Origin of the sequence: Dyella ginsengisoli, assembly GCF_044904665.1 — a bacterium.
In the GTDB taxonomy this organism is placed as follows: Bacteria; Pseudomonadota; Gammaproteobacteria; order Xanthomonadales; family Rhodanobacteraceae; genus Dyella_A; species Dyella_A ginsengisoli.
This window is the reverse complement of sequence record NZ_JADIKM010000002.1, coordinates 96,039-114,275: the sequence shown is the minus strand read 5'-3', so window position 1 is coordinate 114,275 and position 18,237 is coordinate 96,039. Positions and strand designations below refer to the sequence as shown.

At 67.5% G+C, this 18,237-nt stretch carries 19 protein-coding genes; 12 read left to right on the top strand and 7 right to left on the bottom strand.

Annotated elements, in window-relative coordinates:
- Positions 1–159: 159 nt before the first annotated feature.
- The 5 genes from ISP17_RS07490 (at position 160) to secF (ending at position 5,407) form a co-directional block, all read left to right on the top strand.
- The gene (locus ISP17_RS07490; RefSeq protein WP_404631673.1) at positions 160–768 is read left to right on the top strand and encodes a flavin reductase family protein; all 609 of its coding nucleotides are present in this window, start codon (positions 160–162) and stop codon (positions 766–768) included.
- Positions 769–796: 28 nt separating this feature from the next.
- On the top strand, positions 797–1,915 hold the full coding sequence (tgt, locus tag ISP17_RS07485) for a tRNA guanosine(34) transglycosylase Tgt (RefSeq protein ID WP_404631671.1): 1,119 nt from the start codon (positions 797–799) through the stop codon (positions 1,913–1,915).
- 210 nt (positions 1,916–2,125) lie between these two features.
- Positions 2,126–2,455 carry a preprotein translocase subunit YajC gene (gene yajC / locus ISP17_RS07480; RefSeq protein ID WP_404631669.1) on the top strand — a complete coding sequence of 110 codons (330 nt, stop codon included), beginning with the start codon at positions 2,126–2,128 and terminating at the stop codon, positions 2,453–2,455.
- An 83-nt stretch (positions 2,456–2,538) separates the two neighbouring features.
- On the top strand, positions 2,539–4,419 hold the full coding sequence (gene secD, locus ISP17_RS07475) for a protein translocase subunit SecD (protein ID WP_404631667.1): 1,881 nt from the start codon (positions 2,539–2,541) through the stop codon (positions 4,417–4,419).
- A gap of 10 nt (positions 4,420–4,429) precedes the next feature.
- Positions 4,430–5,407 (top strand): protein translocase subunit SecF, encoded by a 978-nt coding sequence (gene secF / locus ISP17_RS07470; RefSeq protein ID WP_404631665.1) that lies wholly within the window; start codon positions 4,430–4,432, stop codon positions 5,405–5,407.
- Positions 5,408–5,455: 48 nt separating this feature from the next.
- Here secF and ISP17_RS07465 read toward each other — a convergent pair whose 3' ends face one another.
- Genes ISP17_RS07465 through ISP17_RS07445 form a run of 5 tightly spaced genes read right to left on the bottom strand, consistent with a single transcriptional unit; the run spans position 5,456 to position 8,510 of the window.
- Entirely contained in the window at positions 5,456–5,944 is a 489-nt protein-coding gene (locus tag ISP17_RS07465) for a hypothetical protein (RefSeq protein ID WP_404631663.1), read from the bottom strand.
- Positions 5,945–5,999: 55 nt separating this feature from the next.
- Entirely contained in the window at positions 6,000–6,269 is a 270-nt protein-coding gene (minE, locus tag ISP17_RS07460) for a cell division topological specificity factor MinE (protein WP_404631661.1), read from the bottom strand.
- A gap of 5 nt (positions 6,270–6,274) precedes the next feature.
- A complete protein-coding gene (gene minD, locus ISP17_RS07455; RefSeq protein WP_404631659.1) occupies positions 6,275–7,090 on the bottom strand; it encodes a septum site-determining protein MinD in 816 nt (271 codons plus the stop codon).
- A gap of 56 nt (positions 7,091–7,146) precedes the next feature.
- On the bottom strand, positions 7,147–7,923 hold the full coding sequence (minC, locus tag ISP17_RS07450; protein ID WP_404631657.1) for a septum site-determining protein MinC: 777 nt from the start codon (positions 7,921–7,923) through the stop codon (positions 7,147–7,149).
- Positions 7,920–8,510: a GNAT family N-acetyltransferase gene (locus tag ISP17_RS07445; RefSeq protein ID WP_404631655.1), complete on the bottom strand. Its 591-nt coding sequence runs from the start codon at positions 8,508–8,510 to the stop codon at positions 7,920–7,922. The genes minC and ISP17_RS07445 overlap by 4 nt, the downstream gene beginning before the upstream one ends.
- 199 nt (positions 8,511–8,709) lie before the next feature.
- On the opposite strand from ISP17_RS07445, the gene ISP17_RS07440 reads away from it, so the two are divergent.
- The 7 genes from ISP17_RS07440 (at position 8,710) to ISP17_RS07410 (ending at position 17,051) form a co-directional block, all read left to right on the top strand.
- Positions 8,710–9,939: a sensor histidine kinase gene (locus ISP17_RS07440; RefSeq protein ID WP_404631653.1), complete on the top strand. Its 1,230-nt coding sequence runs from the start codon at positions 8,710–8,712 to the stop codon at positions 9,937–9,939.
- Between the two features lie 127 nt (positions 9,940–10,066).
- Positions 10,067–10,708, top strand: coding sequence for a response regulator (locus tag ISP17_RS07435; protein ID WP_404631651.1), 642 nt, complete (start codon positions 10,067–10,069; stop codon positions 10,706–10,708).
- Between the two features lie 279 nt (positions 10,709–10,987).
- Positions 10,988–12,361, top strand: coding sequence for a polyketide cyclase (locus tag ISP17_RS07430; RefSeq protein ID WP_404631649.1), 1,374 nt, complete (start codon positions 10,988–10,990; stop codon positions 12,359–12,361).
- A 191-nt stretch (positions 12,362–12,552) separates the two neighbouring features.
- On the top strand, positions 12,553–13,485 hold the full coding sequence (locus tag ISP17_RS07425) for an ABC transporter ATP-binding protein (protein WP_404631647.1): 933 nt from the start codon (positions 12,553–12,555) through the stop codon (positions 13,483–13,485).
- A complete protein-coding gene (locus tag ISP17_RS07420) occupies positions 13,482–14,216 on the top strand; it encodes an ABC transporter permease subunit (RefSeq protein ID WP_404631645.1) in 735 nt (244 codons plus the stop codon). The genes ISP17_RS07425 and ISP17_RS07420 overlap by 4 nt, the downstream gene beginning before the upstream one ends.
- Positions 14,217–14,218: 2 nt before the next feature.
- A complete protein-coding gene (locus tag ISP17_RS07415) occupies positions 14,219–16,093 on the top strand; it encodes a Gldg family protein (RefSeq protein ID WP_404631643.1) in 1,875 nt (624 codons plus the stop codon).
- Between the two features lie 85 nt (positions 16,094–16,178).
- Positions 16,179–17,051 (top strand): cytochrome c oxidase assembly protein, encoded by an 873-nt coding sequence (locus ISP17_RS07410; RefSeq protein WP_404631641.1) that lies wholly within the window; start codon positions 16,179–16,181, stop codon positions 17,049–17,051.
- Between the two features lie 16 nt (positions 17,052–17,067).
- Here the strand turns inward: ISP17_RS07410 and ISP17_RS07405 are convergent, their stop codons facing one another.
- Together ISP17_RS07405 and ISP17_RS07400 are read right to left on the bottom strand one after the other, a co-directional pair.
- A complete protein-coding gene (locus ISP17_RS07405) occupies positions 17,068–17,589 on the bottom strand; it encodes a copper chaperone PCu(A)C (RefSeq protein ID WP_404631639.1) in 522 nt (173 codons plus the stop codon).
- Positions 17,586–18,203 carry an SCO family protein gene (locus ISP17_RS07400; RefSeq protein ID WP_404631637.1) on the bottom strand — a complete coding sequence of 206 codons (618 nt, stop codon included), beginning with the start codon at positions 18,201–18,203 and terminating at the stop codon, positions 17,586–17,588. The genes ISP17_RS07405 and ISP17_RS07400 overlap by 4 nt, the downstream gene beginning before the upstream one ends.
- Positions 18,204–18,237: the final 34 nt, after the last annotated feature.

Below are 18,237 nucleotides of genomic sequence, written 5' to 3'. Positions count from 1 at the left end.
ATCGCGCGCCGACTGCGACCGCAGCCGGCGCGCGCTTGGCCACCCTCCAACTACGGCGGGGGAATTTCCATCAGCCCCTGAGTCGAGGCGTCGCAGCGTGATGGGCTGCGTGCGCGGCCCGCGCTAGGCTGACGGCTTTCCCGATCCGCAGGCGCTTGCGTGCAACTGGATTTCACTTCGCTCGATCCGGCCGAGTCCTACCGCTGGCTCGCCTCCACCGTCACGCCGCGGCCGATCGCGTGGGTGTCCACGGTATCCGCCGCCGGGGTCAGCAACCTGGCGCCGTACAGCTTTTTCCAGGTGGTCTGCGACGAACCGCCGACGCTGATGCTCAGCGTGGGGCGCCAGCCCGATGGGCGATTGAAGGACACGCTGGTCAACGCGCGCGACACCGGCCAGCTGATCATCCATCTGGTCAGCGCGGAGCTTGCCGAGACGATGAACGCCACCGCCGCCACGCTGCCGCACGACGTCAGCGAGATCGAACAGCTGGGGTTGGACACCGTGCCCGGCGATCGCGTCACGGTGCCGCGGTTCGGCGCGGCGCCCGTCGCGTTCGAATGCGAGGTGGCCGAGATCAAGCCGTATCCGGTGCAGGACCCGCGCCACTTCCTGATCTTCGCCCGCGTGCTGCTGGCGCACGTCGACGACGCGGTGCTGGCCGACGCACGCCACGTCGATCCCGGCAAGCTCGACCTCGTCGGGCGGCTGAGCGGGCCGTGGTATGCCACCACGCACGACCGTTTCGGGATGACGCGGCCGCCCTGATCCGGCGCCGGCGGCTACAATCCGCCGGATGACTTCCATGACTTTCGATCTCACGGCCACCGACGGCGCGGCCCGGCGCGGGCAGCTCACGTTCGGCCGCGGCACGGTGCAGACGCCGGCCTTCATGCCGGTGGGCACCTACGGCTCGGTCAAGGCGATGACGCCGCGCGACATCGTCGAGGTCGGCGCCGAGATCATCCTGGGCAACACCTTTCACCTGTTCCTGCGGCCGGGGCTGGAGATCGTCGAGCAGTTCGAAGGTCTGCACCGGTTCATCGGCTGGAACAAGCCGATCCTCACCGACTCGGGCGGCTTCCAGGTGTTCTCGCTGGCGCACAAGCGCAAGCTGGCCGAGGAGGGCGTGACCTTCGCCTCGCCGGTGGATGGATCCAGGGTGTTCCTGTCGCCCGAAGTGTCGATGAAGATCCAGACCGTGCTGGATTCGGACATCGCGATGATCTTCGACGAGTGCACGCCGTACCCGGCCACCGAAAAGGTCGCCAGCGAGTCGATGGAGCTGAGCCTGCGCTGGGCCGAACGTTCGCGTCGTGCCTTTGACGACCTGAAGAACCCCAACAATCTGTTCGGCATCGTGCAGGGCAGCGTGTACGAGCCGCTGCGCCGCCGTTCGGCCGAGGGCCTGGTCAACATCGGCTTCGACGGCTACGCGGTTGGCGGCCTGGCAGTAGGCGAGCCGGAGGCCGAGCGCAACCACACGCTGGATTTCACCGTGTCGCTGCTGCCCGCGGACAAGCCGCGCTACCTGATGGGCGTGGGTCGGCCGGAGGACATCGTCGAGGCCGTGCGCCGCGGCATCGACATGTTCGACTGCGTGATGCCGACGCGCAACGCGCGAAACGGCTTCCTGTTCGTGCCCGAGGGCACGCTGCGCATCCGCAACGCCAAGTTCGCCATGGACACGCGGGTGATCGAAGAGGGCTGCGACTGCTACGCCTGCGCCAACGGCTTCAGCCGCGCCTACCTGCGCCACCTAGACCGCTGCAACGAGATCCTCGCCAGCCAGCTCGCCACCATGCACAACCTGCGGCACTACCAGCGCCTGATGGCCGGCCTGCGGGCCGCCATCGAGAGCCGCACCCTGGACGATTTCACCGCCCACTTCTACGCCCAGCGCCAGACCCGGTAGAGCCGCGCTCGCGAGCGATGCTCCTGGCCTCTTGATCCGCGTCTCGCGCCTGAGGTGGCCGGGAACCATTGCGCGCCGGCGCGCTCCTAGACATCGGCGCCGGGGAGCGAGCTGCAGTGCAGCCCCCGTGGGCGCATGGCATAATCCGGGATCTTTTATCAGGCATTCGACAGAAAGTGCTGTCGGGGCCGCAACTTGCGAGATAAATCGATGAGTTTTGCCGTGTCTTCCGTGATCGCCCAGGCCGCTCCCGCCGCAGCGGGCAACCCGATCATCACCTTCCTGCCGCTGATTGGCCTGTTCGTGGTGTTCTACTTCCTGATGATCCGCCCGCAGATGAAGCGCCAGAAGGAGCACCGCACGATGCTTGCCGCGCTGTCCAAGGGCGACGAGGTGGTCACCAACGGCGGTATCGCCGGTCGCGTCGAAGAGGTGGGCGAGAGCTTCCTCACCGTCGAGATCGCGCCGAACGTGAAGGTGCGCGTGCAGAAGGGCGCCGTCTCGCAGGTGCTGCCCAAGGGCTCGCTGAAGTCCGCTTGATACCCACGGCGCGCCCTTGCGGCGCGCCGTTTTCGTTGTGACGCTACGCCGCCCCACGTGCGCGGCTTTGATGGATGCAAGGCATGAGTGATTTCCCCCGCTGGAAATACGCGCTGGTAGCGCTCGTTTTGGTGTTCGGCATCGTCTACGCGTTGCCCAACGCGTTCCCGCCGGTGCCGGCGGTGCAGGTGCAGGCCAGTCACGGCGCGCCGATTGACGCCACCGTGCAGCAGAAGGTGGCCGACGCGCTGAAGCAGCAGAACATCGCCTACACCGGGCTGGCGATCGACGGCGATCACCTGGTGGCCAATTTCACCAACGCCGACGTGCAGGCCAAGGCGTCGGACGTGATCAAGTCGGCGCTGGGCGACAACTACACCGTGGCGCTGAATCTCGCGCCCACCGTGCCGGGCTGGCTGCGCGCGATCCACGCCAAGTCGATGCCGCTGGGCCTGGACCTGCAGGGCGGCGTGCACTTCCTGATGGCGGTGGACCAGGACAGCGTGATCGACAAGCAGGAGGAGCGCTACGCGGACGACATCCGCAACCTGCTGCGCCAGAAGAACATCCGTTACGACTCGGTGGTGCGTGCCGCCACCCGCGGCCAGGGCATCAACATCGCGCTGCGCTCGGACGCCGACCGCAACGCGGCGGCCACGGCCATCGCCAACGAGTACCCGGACCTCAACGTCAGCAACGGCGACAGTACCGGCGACCGCTTCATGCTGAGCGCCGTGGTCAAGCCGCAGAAGCTGCGCGAGCTGGCGCTGGGCGCGATCAAGCAGAACGTCGGCACGCTGCGCAATCGCGTCAACGCGCTGGGCGTGTCCGAGCCGGTGATCCAGCAGCAGGGCGACAACCAGATCGTGGTCGAGCTGGCCGGCATGCAGAACCCGGCCGAGGCGAAGAAGGTGATCGGTGCGGTGGCCACGCTGGAATACCACCCGGGCATCGGCTTCCCGGGCGACCCGCAGGCGGTGGAAGCGGACCGCACCAAGAACGTGCCGCCTAACGCGCGCCTGTACTACGAACGCGGCACGCACCGCCCGGTGCTGGTCAGCAAGCAGATCATCGTCAGCGGCGACCAGCTGGCCGACGCTGCCTCCGGTACCGACCAGCAGTCCGGCCAGCCCAAGGTGGACGTGACGCTGACCGCCGCCGGCGCCAAGAAGATGCTCGACTTCACCAGCAACAACGTCGGCAAGCCGATGGCGGTGGTGTACGTCGAGCGCGTTACCGACACCAAGATGGTCGACGACAAGGAAGTGCGTACGCCGCGCATCACCGAGGAGGTGATCAGCGACGCCACCATCCAGGGTGTGTTCGGCAAGCAGTTCCAGACCACCGGCCTGTCCAGCCCGAAGGAAGCCTCCGAGCTGGCACTGCTGCTCAAGGGCGGTTCGCTGGCCGCGCCGGTGGACATCGTCTCGGAGTCGGCACTGAGCCCCAGCCTGGGCCAGGACAACATCGACAAGGGCTTCAAGGCGGTGATGCTGGGCCTGGCGCTGGTGCTGGTGGCCGCGGCGATCTACTACAAGCTGTTCGGCCTGGTGGCGGACATCGCGTTGTTCTTCAACCTGGTGATTCTGCTGGCGGTGATGTCGCTGATCGGCGTGACGCTCACCATGCCGGGCATCGCCGGCATCGTGCTGACGCTAGGCATGGCGATCGACGCCAACGTGCTGATCTGCGAACGCATCCGCGAGGAGCTGCGTAACGGCTCCACCCCGCATGCCTCGATCCGCGCCGGCTACGAGAAGGCCTGGGCGACCATCCTCGATGCCAACGTCACCCACCTGATCGCGGCGCTGGCGCTGACCACCATGGGCTCCGGCCCGATCCGCGGTTTCGGTATCACCCTGCTGATCGGCATCCTGACCTCGATGTTCACCTCGGTGACCGTCACGCATGCCATCACCGCGCTGATCCACGGCCACCGCAAGCTCAAGACGCTGTCGGTCTGAGGAGAGAATCATGGAAATCTTCAACCACAACGCCAACGTCAACTTCCTGGGCATGCGCAAGTACAGCATCGGCATCGCCGTGCTGCTGATGATTGCCTCGGTCGGCCTGATCGCCACCAAGGGCCTGAACTACGCGCTCGATTTCACCGGCGGCATTTCGGTGGAAGTGGCCTACGCGCAGCCGACCGATGTCGGCCAGGTGCGCGCCACGCTGCAGAAGCACGGTTTCGAGAATCCGCTGGTGCAGAGCCTGGGTGGCTCGCGTCAGATGTCGATTCGCCTGCAGGCGAAAGAAGACACCGGCGACAAGGGCGAAAAGGGCGAGAAGGCCAGCGGCTCGGTGCAGGCCGACAAGGTCGCCAATGACGTGCTCGCCGCGCTGAAGACCGAGAATCCGGGCGTGACCATGACCAGCCACAGCTTCGTCACCTCGGCGGTAGGCGACGAGGTGAAGAGCGACGGCTCGATCGCCGCGATCTTCGTGATCATCGGCATCGGCCTGTACCTGTGGGTGCGCTTCGAGCGCCGCTTCGCGATCGCCGCGCTGGTCACCGAGGTGCACGACGTGCTGGTGACGCTGGGCGTGATCGCGCTGGTGCAGCGCGAGTTCGACCTCACCGTGCTGGCCTCGGTGCTGGCGGTGATCGGTTACTCGATCAACGACAAGGTGGTGGTGTTCGACCGAATCCGCGAACTGTTCCGCCTGGCCCGCAAGGCCGAGCCGGAGGAGATCCTCAACCGCTCGATCAACACCACGCTGTCGCGCACCATCATCACCTCGCTGTTCACCGGCATCACCATGGCCGCGCTGTATTTCATCGGCGGTCCGGCGGTGGAAGGCTTCGCGGTGACTATGCTGATCGGCATCGTGGTCGGTACGCTTTCGTCGATCTTTGTCGCCAGCCCGATCCTGCTGTGGCTGGGCGTGTCGAAGAAGGACCTGATGCCGGTCACCAAGGAAAACCCGGAGCTGGCGCGCCGCCCGTAAGCGCTGTCTTGCTGCGATAAAAAGCCCGGCTCCGGCCGGGCTTTTTTGTCAGAGCAGATCGCGTGCGAGGAGGAAGTCGCGCGCGTTCTCAGCGTCGTGCTCGAACCAGGCGCGGGTCGAGCCGAGGCGGAACGAGTAGCCCCAGGCGTCCATGTCGGCCATCAGGCGATCGCGGCCGACGCCAGGCAGCTGGTCGGCCAGCACGATCTGCAGGTAGCAGGTGGCGTCCTCTTCCTCGATGGAGTCGGTCGCGTCAGTGTGCACCGCCGCGCGTCGCTCTTGCGGGAGCACGATCAGGTGGCAGGCCTCGTGCAGCAGCGAATGCACCGGCGTGTCGCCGCGAGCGTAGACGGTGGTGCCGATGATGCCGGCCTCCTCGTCGCCCCAGAAGCTGCCGGGGATCGGCGCGCCGTCGGCCACGCGCTGCAACTGCAGGCCGAAGCGCGCGAGCAGTACTGCGGCCGGTGCCTCGCCGAGATCGGCCAGGCGCAGCACCTCGCCGGAAGACGGGGCGTGAGTGGGGTCGATGGGATGCATGACGGTCAGCGGGTCACCCGCAAGCCGTGCGGGTGACGATCGCGCAGCGCGTGGTTCAGCCGGCGGCGCCGGGCTTGCCGTCGGGCAGGGCGACCGACAGCTCCAGCACCTCGTGGCCGCTGTCGTGCTCGAGATTGATCGAGATCGCCTCGATGTCCACCTGCACGTATTTCTTGATCACTTCCAGCAGCTCGTTGCGCATCATCGGCAGGTAGTCGGGCGCGCCGCGGGTGGAGCGCTCCTGCGCCACGATGATGCGCAGCCGCTCCTTGGCGACATTGGCCGTGGCTTCGGGCTTGCGCTTGAGGAAATCGAGGATACCCATGCCGATCAGCTCCCGAACACGCGCTGGAAGAAGCCCTTCTTGGTCACTTCGGTAAATCGCAGCGGTTTCTCTTCGCCAAGGATGCGGGCGACGGTGTCGCTGTAGGCCTGGCCGGCCATCGAGTTTTCGTCGAGGATCACCGGCACGCCGGCATTGGAGGCGGCCAGCACGTTCTCCGACTCGGGGATCACGCCGACCACGCTGATGCCGAGGATTTCCTCGACGTCCTTCACGCTGAGCATCTCGCCGGCGGCCACGCGGCCCGGGTTGTAGCGGGTGAGCAGCAGGTGCTGGGTGATCGCGCCTTCGCCGCGCTCGGCACGGCGGGTCTTGCTGGCGAGCAGGCCGAGGATGCGGTCTGAATCGCGCACCGAAGACACTTCCGGGTTGACTACCACCACGGCGTGGTCGGCGAAGTACATCGCCAGGTGCGCGCCCTTCTCGATGCCGGCGGGCGAGTCGCACACGACGTAGTCGAAGCCCTCGTCGGACAGGCCCTGCAGCACCTTCTCCACGCCTTCCTGGGTCAGCGCATCCTTGTCGCGGGTCTGGCTGGCGGCGAGCACGTAGAGATTGTCGTAGCGCTTGTCCTTGATCAGCGACTGCTTGAGCGTCGCCTCGCCGTGCACCACGTTGACGAAGTCGTACACCACGCGGCGCTCGCAGCCCATGATCAGGTCGAGGTTGCGCAGGCCGACGTCGAAGTCGATCACCGCGACTTTCTTGCCGGCGATGGCCAGGCCGGTGGCGAGCGAGGCGCTGGTGGTGGTCTTGCCGACGCCGCCTTTGCCGGACGTGACAACGATGATCTGTGCACTCAAGGGTTCATCTCCCGGGTATTCGTTATTGTTCTAGTGGATCGTCCGGCCCGGAGGATTCAGAGCCGCGCGATCATCAATTTTTCACCATCGAGCCAGCATTGCACAGACTGGCCTTCCAGATCCTTGGGGATCTGTTCAAACACGCGGTAGTGGCCGGCGATGGCCACCAGTTCGGCGCGGAAGTCGGACACGTAGATGCGCGCCTTCTCGTCACCCTGGGCACCGGCCATGGCGCGGCCGCGCAGGCCGCCGTAGATATGGATGTTGCCATCGGCGATCACTTCGGCGCCGTTGGCGATGGCGCCGGTGACGATGAGGTCGCGCTCGCGTGCGTACACCTGCTGCCCGGAGCGCACCGCGCCGTCGTGGTGCTGCGCGCCCAGCGCCGGTCCGTTTGTCGGCGATGTCGCGTGGATCGGTTCACGCACCGGCGCTGCGGCAACGGCGGGCTCCGCGCTCACCGTCGCCGGCGGGGCGACGTTGCCCGCCTCCGGCTCGTAGGCGGCGCGGAACTTGGCGATCAGCGGCAGGCCCATGCGCCTGGCCAGTGCCTCGGTTTCGCTGGTGCCGTAGGCCAGGCCCACCGGCAGCATGCCGGCGGTGCGCACGGCTTCGAGCAGGGCGTCGACGATGCCGTCGTCGGGCAGGTCCAGCAGATGGCTGAGATCCAGCACCACCGCGGCGCGGGAGAACAGCTGCGGTGCCGCGCGCACGCGGCGCTCCAGCTCGTCGCACAGCGCTGCGGCATCGGGGCGGCGCACGCGCACGCAGGCAATGCCGACCTGGCCAAAGCGCAGGTCGCAGGCGTCGGAGGTATCCATCTTGGCGTTCATGCGTGGGGTTCGGTCGTTGGGTGCAGTCGTTCGGCCAGCCAGGGTTCGGCGGGCAGCTGGCCGTGTTCGAGGTAGGTGTCGCGCACGTAGCCGTAGCTCGGCAGGTCCTTGGCCAGCAGGCTGACCTGCGGACCGGAATCGCCCATGCGCTGCTGGCCGACTTCCTGGAAGCCGTAGGTGCCGTGGAACAGCACCACCACGTCGTCGCGCGGCTCCAGGAAAACCTCGCACGCGAGCAGCGGCACGCGCACTTCGGCGTAGCTGGTAACGTCGCAGTAGAAGATGCGTCCCAGGCCGTGGCGGCGGAACGCGTTGGCGATCACGATGCGGTCGATGTAGAGGAACTGCGGGTAGTGCGAGGAGAACCAGCGGTAGTTGGGGCTCTCGTAGTCGCGGCCCTCGCGCATGGCGATGAGGAAGCCGGCGAGCTCGCCGTCGATCTCGGCGACGCGGAAGTAATCCGCATGCTCGTAGAAGAAACGCAGCTGGGCCGCGTCGATGGCGAGGATGGAGCGGCCGGCGGCATTGTTGAGTGCCAGTACGGCATCCAGGTCGTGCTCGCGCACGTCGCGGATGGCAAGGGCCATTCGTTGCTCCGCTTGGGTATCGAAGAGGGTGCCTTGCCAGCTGGCGGGCCGGCAGGGCGGCGCATTATGACATGCGCCCGCCCCCCTCACACCCGCCGCGGACGATGTAAAGCCGCTGTAAAGCCGGCAAGCCGCGGTCGCCGGCAGTCGTGACTTCTCGCGCATTGCGGGCGCCGCGCGCCGGCCTATGATGCCGCTCATGCCCTGGTTCCAGTTCAACCACGTCCGCGTCCTCCGGTACACCGGCCTGTTCACGTACCTGTGCGTGAGCCTGCCGCTGTGGCCGGGGAACTGGAGCCTGGCGCAGGTCAGCGCGTGGTGGAGCAACCCCACGCTGTCCGGCTGGATATTGTCGTATCTGCTGTTCGGGGCGGCCTACGTGCTGCTCACCCGGCACAGCCAGATCGAGCCCAACCGCTCGCTGCGCACGCCGGCCAAGCTTGCGCTGCTGGTGCTGATCACGGTATCGGCCGTGGCGGTGGGCTGGTTCAGCCAGAGCGGCCTGTCGGCGATGCTGATGCTGGTGATTGCCGTGGTGCTGCCGTGGCAGCTGCCCGTGGCGGCGGGGCTGGTGTGGCTGCTGGCGCAGAACCTGCTGCTGATTCCGGTGATCGCCAGCTACCAGGGCTGGACGGTGGGCACCGCCATTCTGCAGGTGTGCATGTACCTGGGGCTGTCGGCGCTGGTGTTCATCACCTCCACCGTGGCGACCCAGCAGGCCGAGGAGCGCGAAGTGCAGCGGCGGCTCAATTCCGAGCTGCGCGCCACGCGCGCCCTGCTGGCCGAATCCACCCGCATCGCCGAGCGCATGCGCATCGCACGCGAGCTGCACGACCTGATCGGGCACCACCTCACCGCGCTCAGCCTCAATCTGGAAGTGGCCAGCCACCTGACCAACGACAAGGCCGCCGAGCACGTGCGCAAGGCGCAGGCCACGGCCAAGCACCTGCTCTCGGACGTGCGCGAGGCGGTGAGCGAGCTGCGCCAGGACGACGCGATCGACCTGACCCAAGCGCTGCGCAGCCTCATCGAAGGCGTGCCCGGGCTGGACGTGCACGTGCAGACGCCGCCGCGCTTCAGCGTGGAAGACCCGCGTCGCGCCCAGGTGCTGCTGCGCTGTGCGCAGGAGATCATCACCAATACCGCGCGCCACGCCGGCGCGCGCAACCTGTGGCTGCACTTCGCCTATGCGGAGGACGGCATGCTCGGCCTGCACGCGCGCGACGACGGCCGCGGTGCCGCCAACTACACGCCAGGCAACGGCATGAGCGGCATGCGCGAGCGCCTGGCGGAGTTCGGTGGCAGCGTGATGGTGGACACCGGTGCCATGCAGGGCTTTGCCCTTACCGTGCGCCTGCCGCTGGGCGAAGCCAGCGCGCTGGCCCATGCGCCCACCCGTTTCGAGCCGCCGGCACTGAGCCTGCCATGAGTCCATGCACGCGTTCGACCGGCCCGGCGGCATGCCAGAATGTCGCCTCGCAGGGGGACTGCGGTGTTGCCACGGCACCAGGCTTGCCCGGGGGCCTGCACAGTTATCCACGCTCTGAGGATCCGCAATGATTTCTGTCTGTCTCGTCGACGATCAGAACCTGGTACGCCAGGGGGTGCGTTCACTGCTTGACCTGGCCGAAGACATTCGCGTGATCGCCGAATGCGCCGATGGCGCGCAAGCCGTGCTGGAGATCCCGCGGATCAAGCCCGACGTGGTGCTGCTGGACCTGCGCATGCCCAACATGAGCGGCCTGGAAGTGTTGCAGGCGCTGTCGGCGCGCAACGAGTTGCCGCCGACGATCATCCTCACCACCTTCGACGACGACCAGCTGGTGCTGCAGGGCCTCAAGGCCGGCGCACGCGGCTACCTGCTCAAGGACGTATCGCTGGAGCAATTGGTGGAAGCGGTGCGCACCGTGGCTGCCGGCGGCTCGCTGGTGGCGCCGATGGTCACCCAGCGTCTGCTCGCCGGGGTCGGGCGCATCCAGAACCAGTTCACCAGCCTTGAGCAGCCCGACCCACTCACCGAGCGCGAGACCGAGATCCTGCGCCTGCTTTCCGGCGGCTACTCCAACAAGGAGATCGCCAACTCGCTGAAGGTGGCCGAGGGCACGGTGAAGAACCACGTCTCGAACATCCTTTCCAAGCTCGGCGTGCGCGATCGCACCCGCGCCGTATTGAAGGCGCTGGAGCTCGGCATCGTCTGAGCCGCAAGGACGTTCGGCCGTCCATTCGGCCACGCATGTGACGTTCGTTGCACAGGGCGCGGGGCCTCGTACAGCCTCGTTTCCGGCCCTTCGGCGCGTGTTGCGCCCGCAGATGGCGTTCCTCGGCGCGAGCAAGTAACATCCGTCGCTTCGGCATGCGTCCTCCCCCGCTGTGACAGGTTTCCGAGGGAAGTCTTCCCGGCGGTAGCGGCGATGCCATCAAGTGCTGCGTAGATACGCCCGGAGAACCTTGGAATGATGCGTGTTCTTGAATTACTTATGGCCCTGGTCATCGTGGCCGTGCTGGCTGTGGTGGTGGGCATTGCAATGCCCGGCAGCGGCCATGTGGAAAGGTCGCTGGTGATCGGCAAGGACATCCGTCAGGTCTATGACGTGCTGAACAATTTCCGTCGCTTCAGCGACTACGCCGAGTTGACCGGCAGCGATCCGACGATCAAGTACGACCTCTCGGGCAAGGCCTACGGCCCGGGCGCCGAGATCAGCTGGACCGGTGCACCGAAGAAGGCCGGCAGCGGCAAGCTGACCATCGCCAGCGCCACGCCGGAGTTCAACAAGATCGACTCCACCGTCAACAGCGCCCAGATCGTCTGGAACCTCGACGGCGACTGGCGCGGCAGCGACAAGCACTTCACGCTGGACCTGGAGCGCGAAGGCCGTACGCACAAGCTGACCAAGGTCACCTGGGCGTATGACGTCAAGTACGGCTTCAACCTGCTGAACCGCTACTCCAACCTCTACATCCACGGCGCGCCGGATGCCTTCATCCAGTACAGCCTGACCGGCCTGCAGAACATGCTGGCCTCGGTGAAGAATGTCGACTACGGCGATCTGGTGCCGTACATCGAGCAGACCAAGCCGACGCCGGTGCTGGTGGTTTCCACCAAGATCGAGCGCGAGGGCGGCCTGGATGCGCTGACCGAGGCGACTGATGCCGCCGTCAAGCTGCTGCAGGACACCGCCAAGAAGCTCAACGTCAACGTGACCGGTCCGCGCATCCTCGTGGTGAACAACTACGGCGACCAGACCTTCACCTTCGACATCGCCCTGCCGATCGACGCCACCACCCTCACGGTGGCCGGCCAGAGCCACGACCTGACGGCCGAAGCCGCAGCCAAGGCCCCCGCTGATCCGGCCGCGGCGGCGTCCGCCGCCGCTCCGGCCAGCGCCGCGTCGACCGAAGCTCCGGCCGTTGCCGCCAATGCACCGGGCAGCATGGACAAGTACGGCCGCCTGATCATCGACCAGGACGTCCGCGCCACCATGATGGCCGGCGGTCCGGCACTGAAGGGCGAGTGGACCGGCACCTATGCCGGCGTGCCGCAGGCCCGTGACGAGCTGGAGGCGTATGCGCAGACCCACGGCTACAAGTACGACACCGTGGTCAACCGCTTCTACGACATCCTGGCTCGCCCGGAGCAGATCGACACCAACAACACCGTCACGCAGTACGCGCGCTACGACGTGTACCTGCCGCTGAGCGATGCGCCGGAGCAGACGCCGGAACAGGAGGCGGGCATCCAGCCGCCGACGCTCGACGACGCCCAGGCTCCTGCCGCATCGTCCAGCAGTGCAGCTCCGGCTGCCGCCGGCTCCGCTGCCGCGCCGGCCGAGGCCGCCAGCGCCGGCAAGTAAGCCGAACGGCGCGAGTCATCCGACCCCGTCCGTTCGCGGACGGGGTTTTTTGTGGGCGGTCGCATGCCGTGCACGGAGGGCGTGCCGAACTTTCGCGCCCCCTTGCGGTACATTGCACGGCGCGGCGCCGCCGTCGCGCTCTCCGTCCGTTGGCCCGTGCGGCCACGTCCACGCCCGCCACCGGCTTTCCGATGATCGAAACCGACCAGCTCACCCGACGCTACGGCAGGTTCACTGCGGTGGACGCGCTGAGCATCCGTGCCGAGCCTGGGCAGGTGCTGGGGCTGCTGGGCCCCAATGGCGCCGGCAAGACGACCGCGATGCGAATGATCGCCGGATTCCTGGCGCCGACCTGCGGTACGGCGCGGGTGTGCGGCCATGACGTGCTTACCGCACCGCAGGAGGCCCGGCGTGCGCTGGGCTATCTGCCCGAGGGTGCGCCCAGTTACGGCGAGCTGACGGTGCGCGAGTTCCTGGTATTCATCGCGCGCATGCGCGGACTGACGCGCAGCACCGGACGCCAGCGCTTCGAGGAAGTGATCGCCAGGCTGCAGCTCGAAGACGTGCTGGAGCAATGCATCGACACCTTGTCCAAGGGCCTGCGTCGGCGCGTGGGCCTGGCCCAGGCGATCCTGCACGATCCGCCGGTGCTGATGCTGGACGAACCCACCGACGGCCTGGATCCCAACCAGAAGCACGCGGTGCGCCAGCTGATCGATGCGATGGCGCGCGAGCGCACCATCCTGGTGTCCACCCACCTGCTGGAGGAAGTGCACGCGCTGTGCAACCGCGTGGTGATCATCGCCCGTGGGCGTCTGCTCGCCGACGCCACGCCGGCGGAGCTGGAGCAGCGCTCGCGCTACCACGGCGCAGTGTCCTTCAGCGCCCCGGGCAGTGCGGTGTCGCAGGAGATGCTCGGGCGGCTGCCGCAGGTCGCCGCGATCGAGGTCGATCCGCTGGACGGGCGCATCACGGTGTTCCCCAAGCCGGGCGAGCGCATCCTCGAAGCGGTGGAGCAGCTGCTGCGCGCGCAGGGGCTGGAAGTGTCCGAGATCCAGCTCGAACGCGGCCGGCTCGACGAGGTGTTCCGCCACATCACCACGACGCCGGAGCTCGCCGCATGAGCCCGGTGCAGGCCATCGTGCGGCGCGAGCTGCGTAGCTATTTCGTGACGCCGGTGGCCTACGTGTTCCTGGTGATCTTCCTGGTGCTGGCGGGCATCCTCACGTTCTACAGCGGCGACTTCTACGAGCGGCGGCAGGCCGACCTGCAGCCGTTCTTCGCGATGCACCCGTGGCTGTACCTGATCCTGGTACCGGCGGTGTCGATGCGGCTGTGGGCCGAAGAGGCGAAGTCCGGCACGCTGGAACTGCTGCTGACGCTGCCGGTACGGTTGTGGCAGGCGATGCTCGGCAAGTTTCTCGCCGCATGGCTGTTCGTGGGGCTGGCGCTGGCGTTGACCTTTCCGATCTGGATCACCGTCAATTACCTGGGCGACCCGGACAACGGCGTGATCCTCGCCGGCTACCTCGGCAGCTGGCTGATGGCGGGCGCCTTTCTCGCCATCGGCGCGTGCCTGTCGGCGCTCACCCAGAGCCAGGTGGTGGCCTTCATCCTCACCGCGCTGGTCTGCGTGCTGCTGCTGCTGGCCGGGCAGTCGCAGGTGATCGACTTCTTCCAGGAGGCGCTGCCGCGCCGGCTGGTCAACGGCGTGGCGCATCTGAGCATGCTGCGCCATTTCGAGGCGATTGCCCGCGGCGTGCTCGACCTGCGCGACCTGGCCTACTTCGCGCTCAGCATGGTGGCCTGGCTGACCGCCGGCGTGCTGCTGCTCGACCTGCGGCGGAGTCGCTGAGCGTGCGCCGCTGGACCTTCGGTCGACGCTCGCGCCTGGCCACCACGCTGGCCGCGCTGGTGCTTGTGTTCATCGGCGGCGCGCTGGCGCTGAGCCGCTGGGTGCATGTGCCGCGGATCGATCTCACGGCGGACCGGCTGTACACGCTGACGCCCGGCACTGTGCAGATCGTGGGACACCTGCAGCGACCGCTGCGCCTGACGCTGTATTTCTCCGACCATGCGGCTCGCGACCTGCCGCAGCTGCGCAGCTACGAGCAGCGGGTACGCGAGATGCTGCAGGAGATGGTGGCGCGCTCTTCCGGCAAGCTGCACCTGCAGGTCGTCGATCCGGTGCCGTACTCCGACGACGAGGCGAGCGCCGAGGGCAACGGGCTGACGCCGCTCAGCGGCGGCAGCAACGGCGAGCGCGTGTTCTTCGGCCTGGTCGGCACCACGCTGCCGGCCGATGGCACGCCCGATGGCGCCGAGGGCAAGACGCTGTCGGTGCCGTTCTTCGATCCGGCGCGCGAGACCTTTCTCGAATACGACATCGCCAAACTTCTTTACGAACTCAACGAGACGGAGAAGCCGCGCATCGGCCTGATCAGCTCGCTGCCGATGGCCGGCAATCCGGTGATCGGCGAACCGGCGTGGACGGTGCTCGGCCAGCTGCAGCAGCTGTTCTCGATCACTACGCTCGATCCGGCCAAGCTCACCCGGATCGGCAAGGATCTGCCGGTGGTGCTGCTGGTGCATCCCAAGCACCTGTCCGACGATGCGCTCTACGCGCTCGATCAGTACGTGCTCGGCGGCGGCCACCTGGTGGTGTTCGTCGACCCCGATGCCGAGCTGGACAGCACGCCGTTCGTCGATGCCTCCACCGGCGTCACCGACGACCACAACTCCGACCTGCCGCGTCTGTTCAAGGCCTGGGGCGTGGTCTACGACGACCACAAGGTGGTGCTCGACCGCTCGCGCGCGCTGAAGATCGAGCTCGGCGAGACCAGCTTCAACCATCCGGCGATGCTCGGCCTGGGCGGGCAGGAGCTCAACCGCGGCGACGCGGTCACCGCCAGCCTGCAGCAGATCGACCTGTCCTCGGCCGGCTACTTCGATCTCGCGCCGGATGCCACCACGCGGCTGGTGCCGCTGCTGCAGACCAGCGTGGATGCCCACGTGGTGCCGGTGCAGCGGGTGATCGAGACCGCCAGCGATCCATCGCTGCTGCTGCGCGACTACACCGCCGACAACGCGCACTACGTGCTCGCCGCACGACTGCGCGGCACGCTGGCCAGCGCGTTCCCGGAGCGCGCCTCGCCTACGCACCTGGCCCAATCGGCGCCGGATGCGGAGGTGATCCTGGTGGCCGACACCGATCTGCTCACCGATCGCCTGTGGGTGGACACGCAGAGCTTCCTCGGCCAGCCGATGCTCAACGCCTTCGCCAGCAACGGCGATTTCATCACCAACCTGGTGGACAACCTCAGCGGCTCCTCGGCGCTGCTGTCGATCCGCGGCCGTTCCACCTCGCAGCGCCCGTTCACCCGCGTGCAGGCGCTGCAAAGCGCGGCCGACCAGAAGTTCCTGCTGAAGAAGCAGGAGCTGGAACGTGAGCTGGCCGAGACGCGCACCCGGCTGGACGAATTGCAGCCGGCGCGCGGCGGCCGCGACGGCCAGGCCAGCGCGGAGCAGAAGCGCGAGATCGAGCAGTTCCTGCAGCGCAAGCTGGCGATCAGCAAGGAGCTGCGCGATGTGCAGCACCAGCTCAACGCCGAGATCGATGCGCTGGGCCTGCGCCTGAAGTTCATCAACATCGTGGTGGTGCCCGCGCTGGTGACGCTGCTTGGTCTGCTCTACGGCTGGCGGCGCACCCGGCGCAGCCGCCGGCGTGTCTGAGGGTGGCAATCTGTCGCGCGAGCGTGGGCGTTGTGGCGGTTAAGCTGACGCGCTTGGCCGCTGTCCGGCCGGGGTCGTGCCCGTGATGTCGACGCTGTTGAAATGGATTGTGCCGTGGGAATTCTCGTGGCTGTTTCTGGCCACGTTCGTGGTGGCCTGCCTGCTGTACGTGCGTGGCGCGGCGCGGTTGCAGGTGAGTCGCGGCCGGCAGCTGTCGTTCTGGACCGGCATGGTGATGATCTACCTGTCGCTGCACACGTATTTTGATTACTACGCCGAGCATGAGTTCTTCATGCACCGCATCCAGCAGGTGCTGCTGCATCACCTGGCGCCGCTGCTGATCATCGCGTCGTATCCGGGGACGGTGCTGCGCGCGGGGCTGTCGCTGCCGCTGCGCGTTCGCCTGCGCGCCGCGCAGCGTACGTGGCCGGCGCGCGTCGCCAGCGCGGTGCTGCTCAATCCGGCATTCGCCACGCTTACCTTCGTGGCGTTCATCCTGGTCTGGCTGATTCCGCACATGCAGACGCTGGCGATGCTGGACTGGCGCATCTACCGCTTCATGAACTGGTCGATGGTGATCAGCGGATTCATCTACTGGTGGCTGGTGCTGGATCACCGGCCGCGCCCGCCCGGGCGCATGACGCCCGGCCTGCGCGTGCTGTCGCCGGGCATCACCATGACGCCGCAGATCTTGGCTGGCGCCATCGTCACGTTCTCCAAGACCGACCTCTACCCCATCTTCGAGATCTGCGGCCGCGCCTTCACCTTCAACGTGCTCACCGGCCAGCTGGTGGGCGGCGTGATCATGTGGGTGCCGGCGGCCATCATCGAATCGATCGGTGGCCTGCTGGCCTTGCGCCAGTGGCTGAGGCTGTCGCGCAGCGGGCGCATCCGCCGTGAAAGCGATGATCGGCGCCGCGCCGCCGCCGCGAGAGCCACGGCGCGCGGCGCGAGCTGACCCGTCTCTCTCCGGCTCAGTGGCCGTGCGGCATCGCGCTGCCGTGGCCCATCGGCATGGCGGGGTCCATGCCGGCCGGCGCCGCGTCACCCGCATCGACCGCGTTCGCGGGGCGCGCGAGGAAATCCACCGGCAAATGGCTGCCGTCCGCGAAGTCCAGCGTGACCGGCACGGTCTCGCCGGCGTTCACGGCCTTGGTCGCCTGCATCAGCATCAGGTGATAGCCGCCCGGGGCCAGCGCCACGCTGCCGTGGGCCGGAATGGCCAACTGATCGATCATGCTCATGCGGCCCATGCCGCCCTCGGTGGTGCTCTGGTGCAGCATCACGTGGGCGTAGCGCGCGCTGCTGGCGCCGGTGAGCGCCACGGCGGTATCGCCGGTGTTGTGCAGGGTCACGTAACCGCCCGCGGGCAGGCCGGCCGGAAGCACGCGGATCCACGCCTTGTCGGCGTGGACATGGGCCGATTGGCCGGCGTGGGCGACACCGGCGAACAGCAGGCCGGCGGCGATGAGCAGGGGCAGGGGACGAGGCATCATGGTTGGGCTCCGGGGGCGAGCAGCAGGTGCAGGTCGTGGACCAGGTCGTCCTGCGAATCGGCAGGGGTGGACAGCAGGCGCGCATGGCCCTGCGCGTCGAAGATGTAGATCGCCGAGCTGTGGCTCACTTCGTAGTTGCCGTCGCCCGGATCGGGCTCGCGGCTGAACGCGGAGCGGTAACGCTTGCTCAGCGCCTCGATGTCGCCCGGCTTGCCGGTAAGACCGACCGCGCGCTTGTCGAACGCGTTGACGTAGGCGTGCATCACCTCGGGCGTGTCGCGCGCCGGGTCGACCGACACGAACAGGATGCGCGCGCCATCGGCCAGCGGCCCCAGCCGCTGCATCACCACGTGCAGGTGGGCGAGGGTGAGCGGGCACACGTCGGGGCAATGGGTGTAACCGAAGTACAGCAGCACCACCTTGCCGCGGTAGTCCGCACCGGTGGCCGGCTTGCCCTGGTCGTTGACCAGGTTGAAATCCAGGTCGGGCATGTGGCCGGTCACCTGGGTGAGCCGGAACGGCAGCGGCTCGCCGCGCTGGCAGCCGGCCAGCAGCAGCGCTGCGGCAAATAGCAGCGAGCCGGCAAGCCACGGAATGGCGCGACGCGCCCTCATGCGAAGATGGGAAAGGACCATCGCGCAAGGATAC

Bases quoted from the DNA above. Each gene is read 5' to 3' on its own strand.
- tgt (WP_404631671.1), top strand. From the start codon at position 797: ATGACTTCCATGACTTTCGATCTCACGGCCACCGACGGCGCGGCCCGG.
- yajC (WP_404631669.1), top strand. From the start codon at position 2,126: ATGAGTTTTGCCGTGTCTTCCGTGATCGCCCAGGCCGCTCCCGCCGCA.
- secD (WP_404631667.1), top strand. From the start codon at position 2,539: ATGAGTGATTTCCCCCGCTGGAAATACGCGCTGGTAGCGCTCGTTTTG.
- secF (WP_404631665.1), top strand. From the start codon at position 4,430: ATGGAAATCTTCAACCACAACGCCAACGTCAACTTCCTGGGCATGCGC.
- ISP17_RS07465 (WP_404631663.1), bottom strand. From the start codon at position 5,944: ATGCATCCCATCGACCCCACTCACGCCCCGTCTTCCGGCGAGGTGCTG.
- minE (WP_404631661.1), bottom strand. From the start codon at position 6,269: ATGGGTATCCTCGATTTCCTCAAGCGCAAGCCCGAAGCCACGGCCAAT.
- minC (WP_404631657.1), bottom strand. From the start codon at position 7,923: ATGAACGCCAAGATGGATACCTCCGACGCCTGCGACCTGCGCTTTGGC.
- ISP17_RS07445 (WP_404631655.1), bottom strand. From the start codon at position 8,510: ATGGCCCTTGCCATCCGCGACGTGCGCGAGCACGACCTGGATGCCGTA.
- ISP17_RS07440 (WP_404631653.1), top strand. From the start codon at position 8,710: ATGCCCTGGTTCCAGTTCAACCACGTCCGCGTCCTCCGGTACACCGGC.
- ISP17_RS07435 (WP_404631651.1), top strand. From the start codon at position 10,067: ATGATTTCTGTCTGTCTCGTCGACGATCAGAACCTGGTACGCCAGGGG.
- ISP17_RS07430 (WP_404631649.1), top strand. From the start codon at position 10,988: ATGGCCCTGGTCATCGTGGCCGTGCTGGCTGTGGTGGTGGGCATTGCA.
- ISP17_RS07425 (WP_404631647.1), top strand. From the start codon at position 12,553: ATGATCGAAACCGACCAGCTCACCCGACGCTACGGCAGGTTCACTGCG.
- ISP17_RS07420 (WP_404631645.1), top strand. From the start codon at position 13,482: ATGAGCCCGGTGCAGGCCATCGTGCGGCGCGAGCTGCGTAGCTATTTC.
- ISP17_RS07410 (WP_404631641.1), top strand. From the start codon at position 16,179: ATGTCGACGCTGTTGAAATGGATTGTGCCGTGGGAATTCTCGTGGCTG.
- ISP17_RS07405 (WP_404631639.1), bottom strand. From the start codon at position 17,589: ATGATGCCTCGTCCCCTGCCCCTGCTCATCGCCGCCGGCCTGCTGTTC.
- ISP17_RS07400 (WP_404631637.1), bottom strand. From the start codon at position 18,203: ATGAGGGCGCGTCGCGCCATTCCGTGGCTTGCCGGCTCGCTGCTATTT.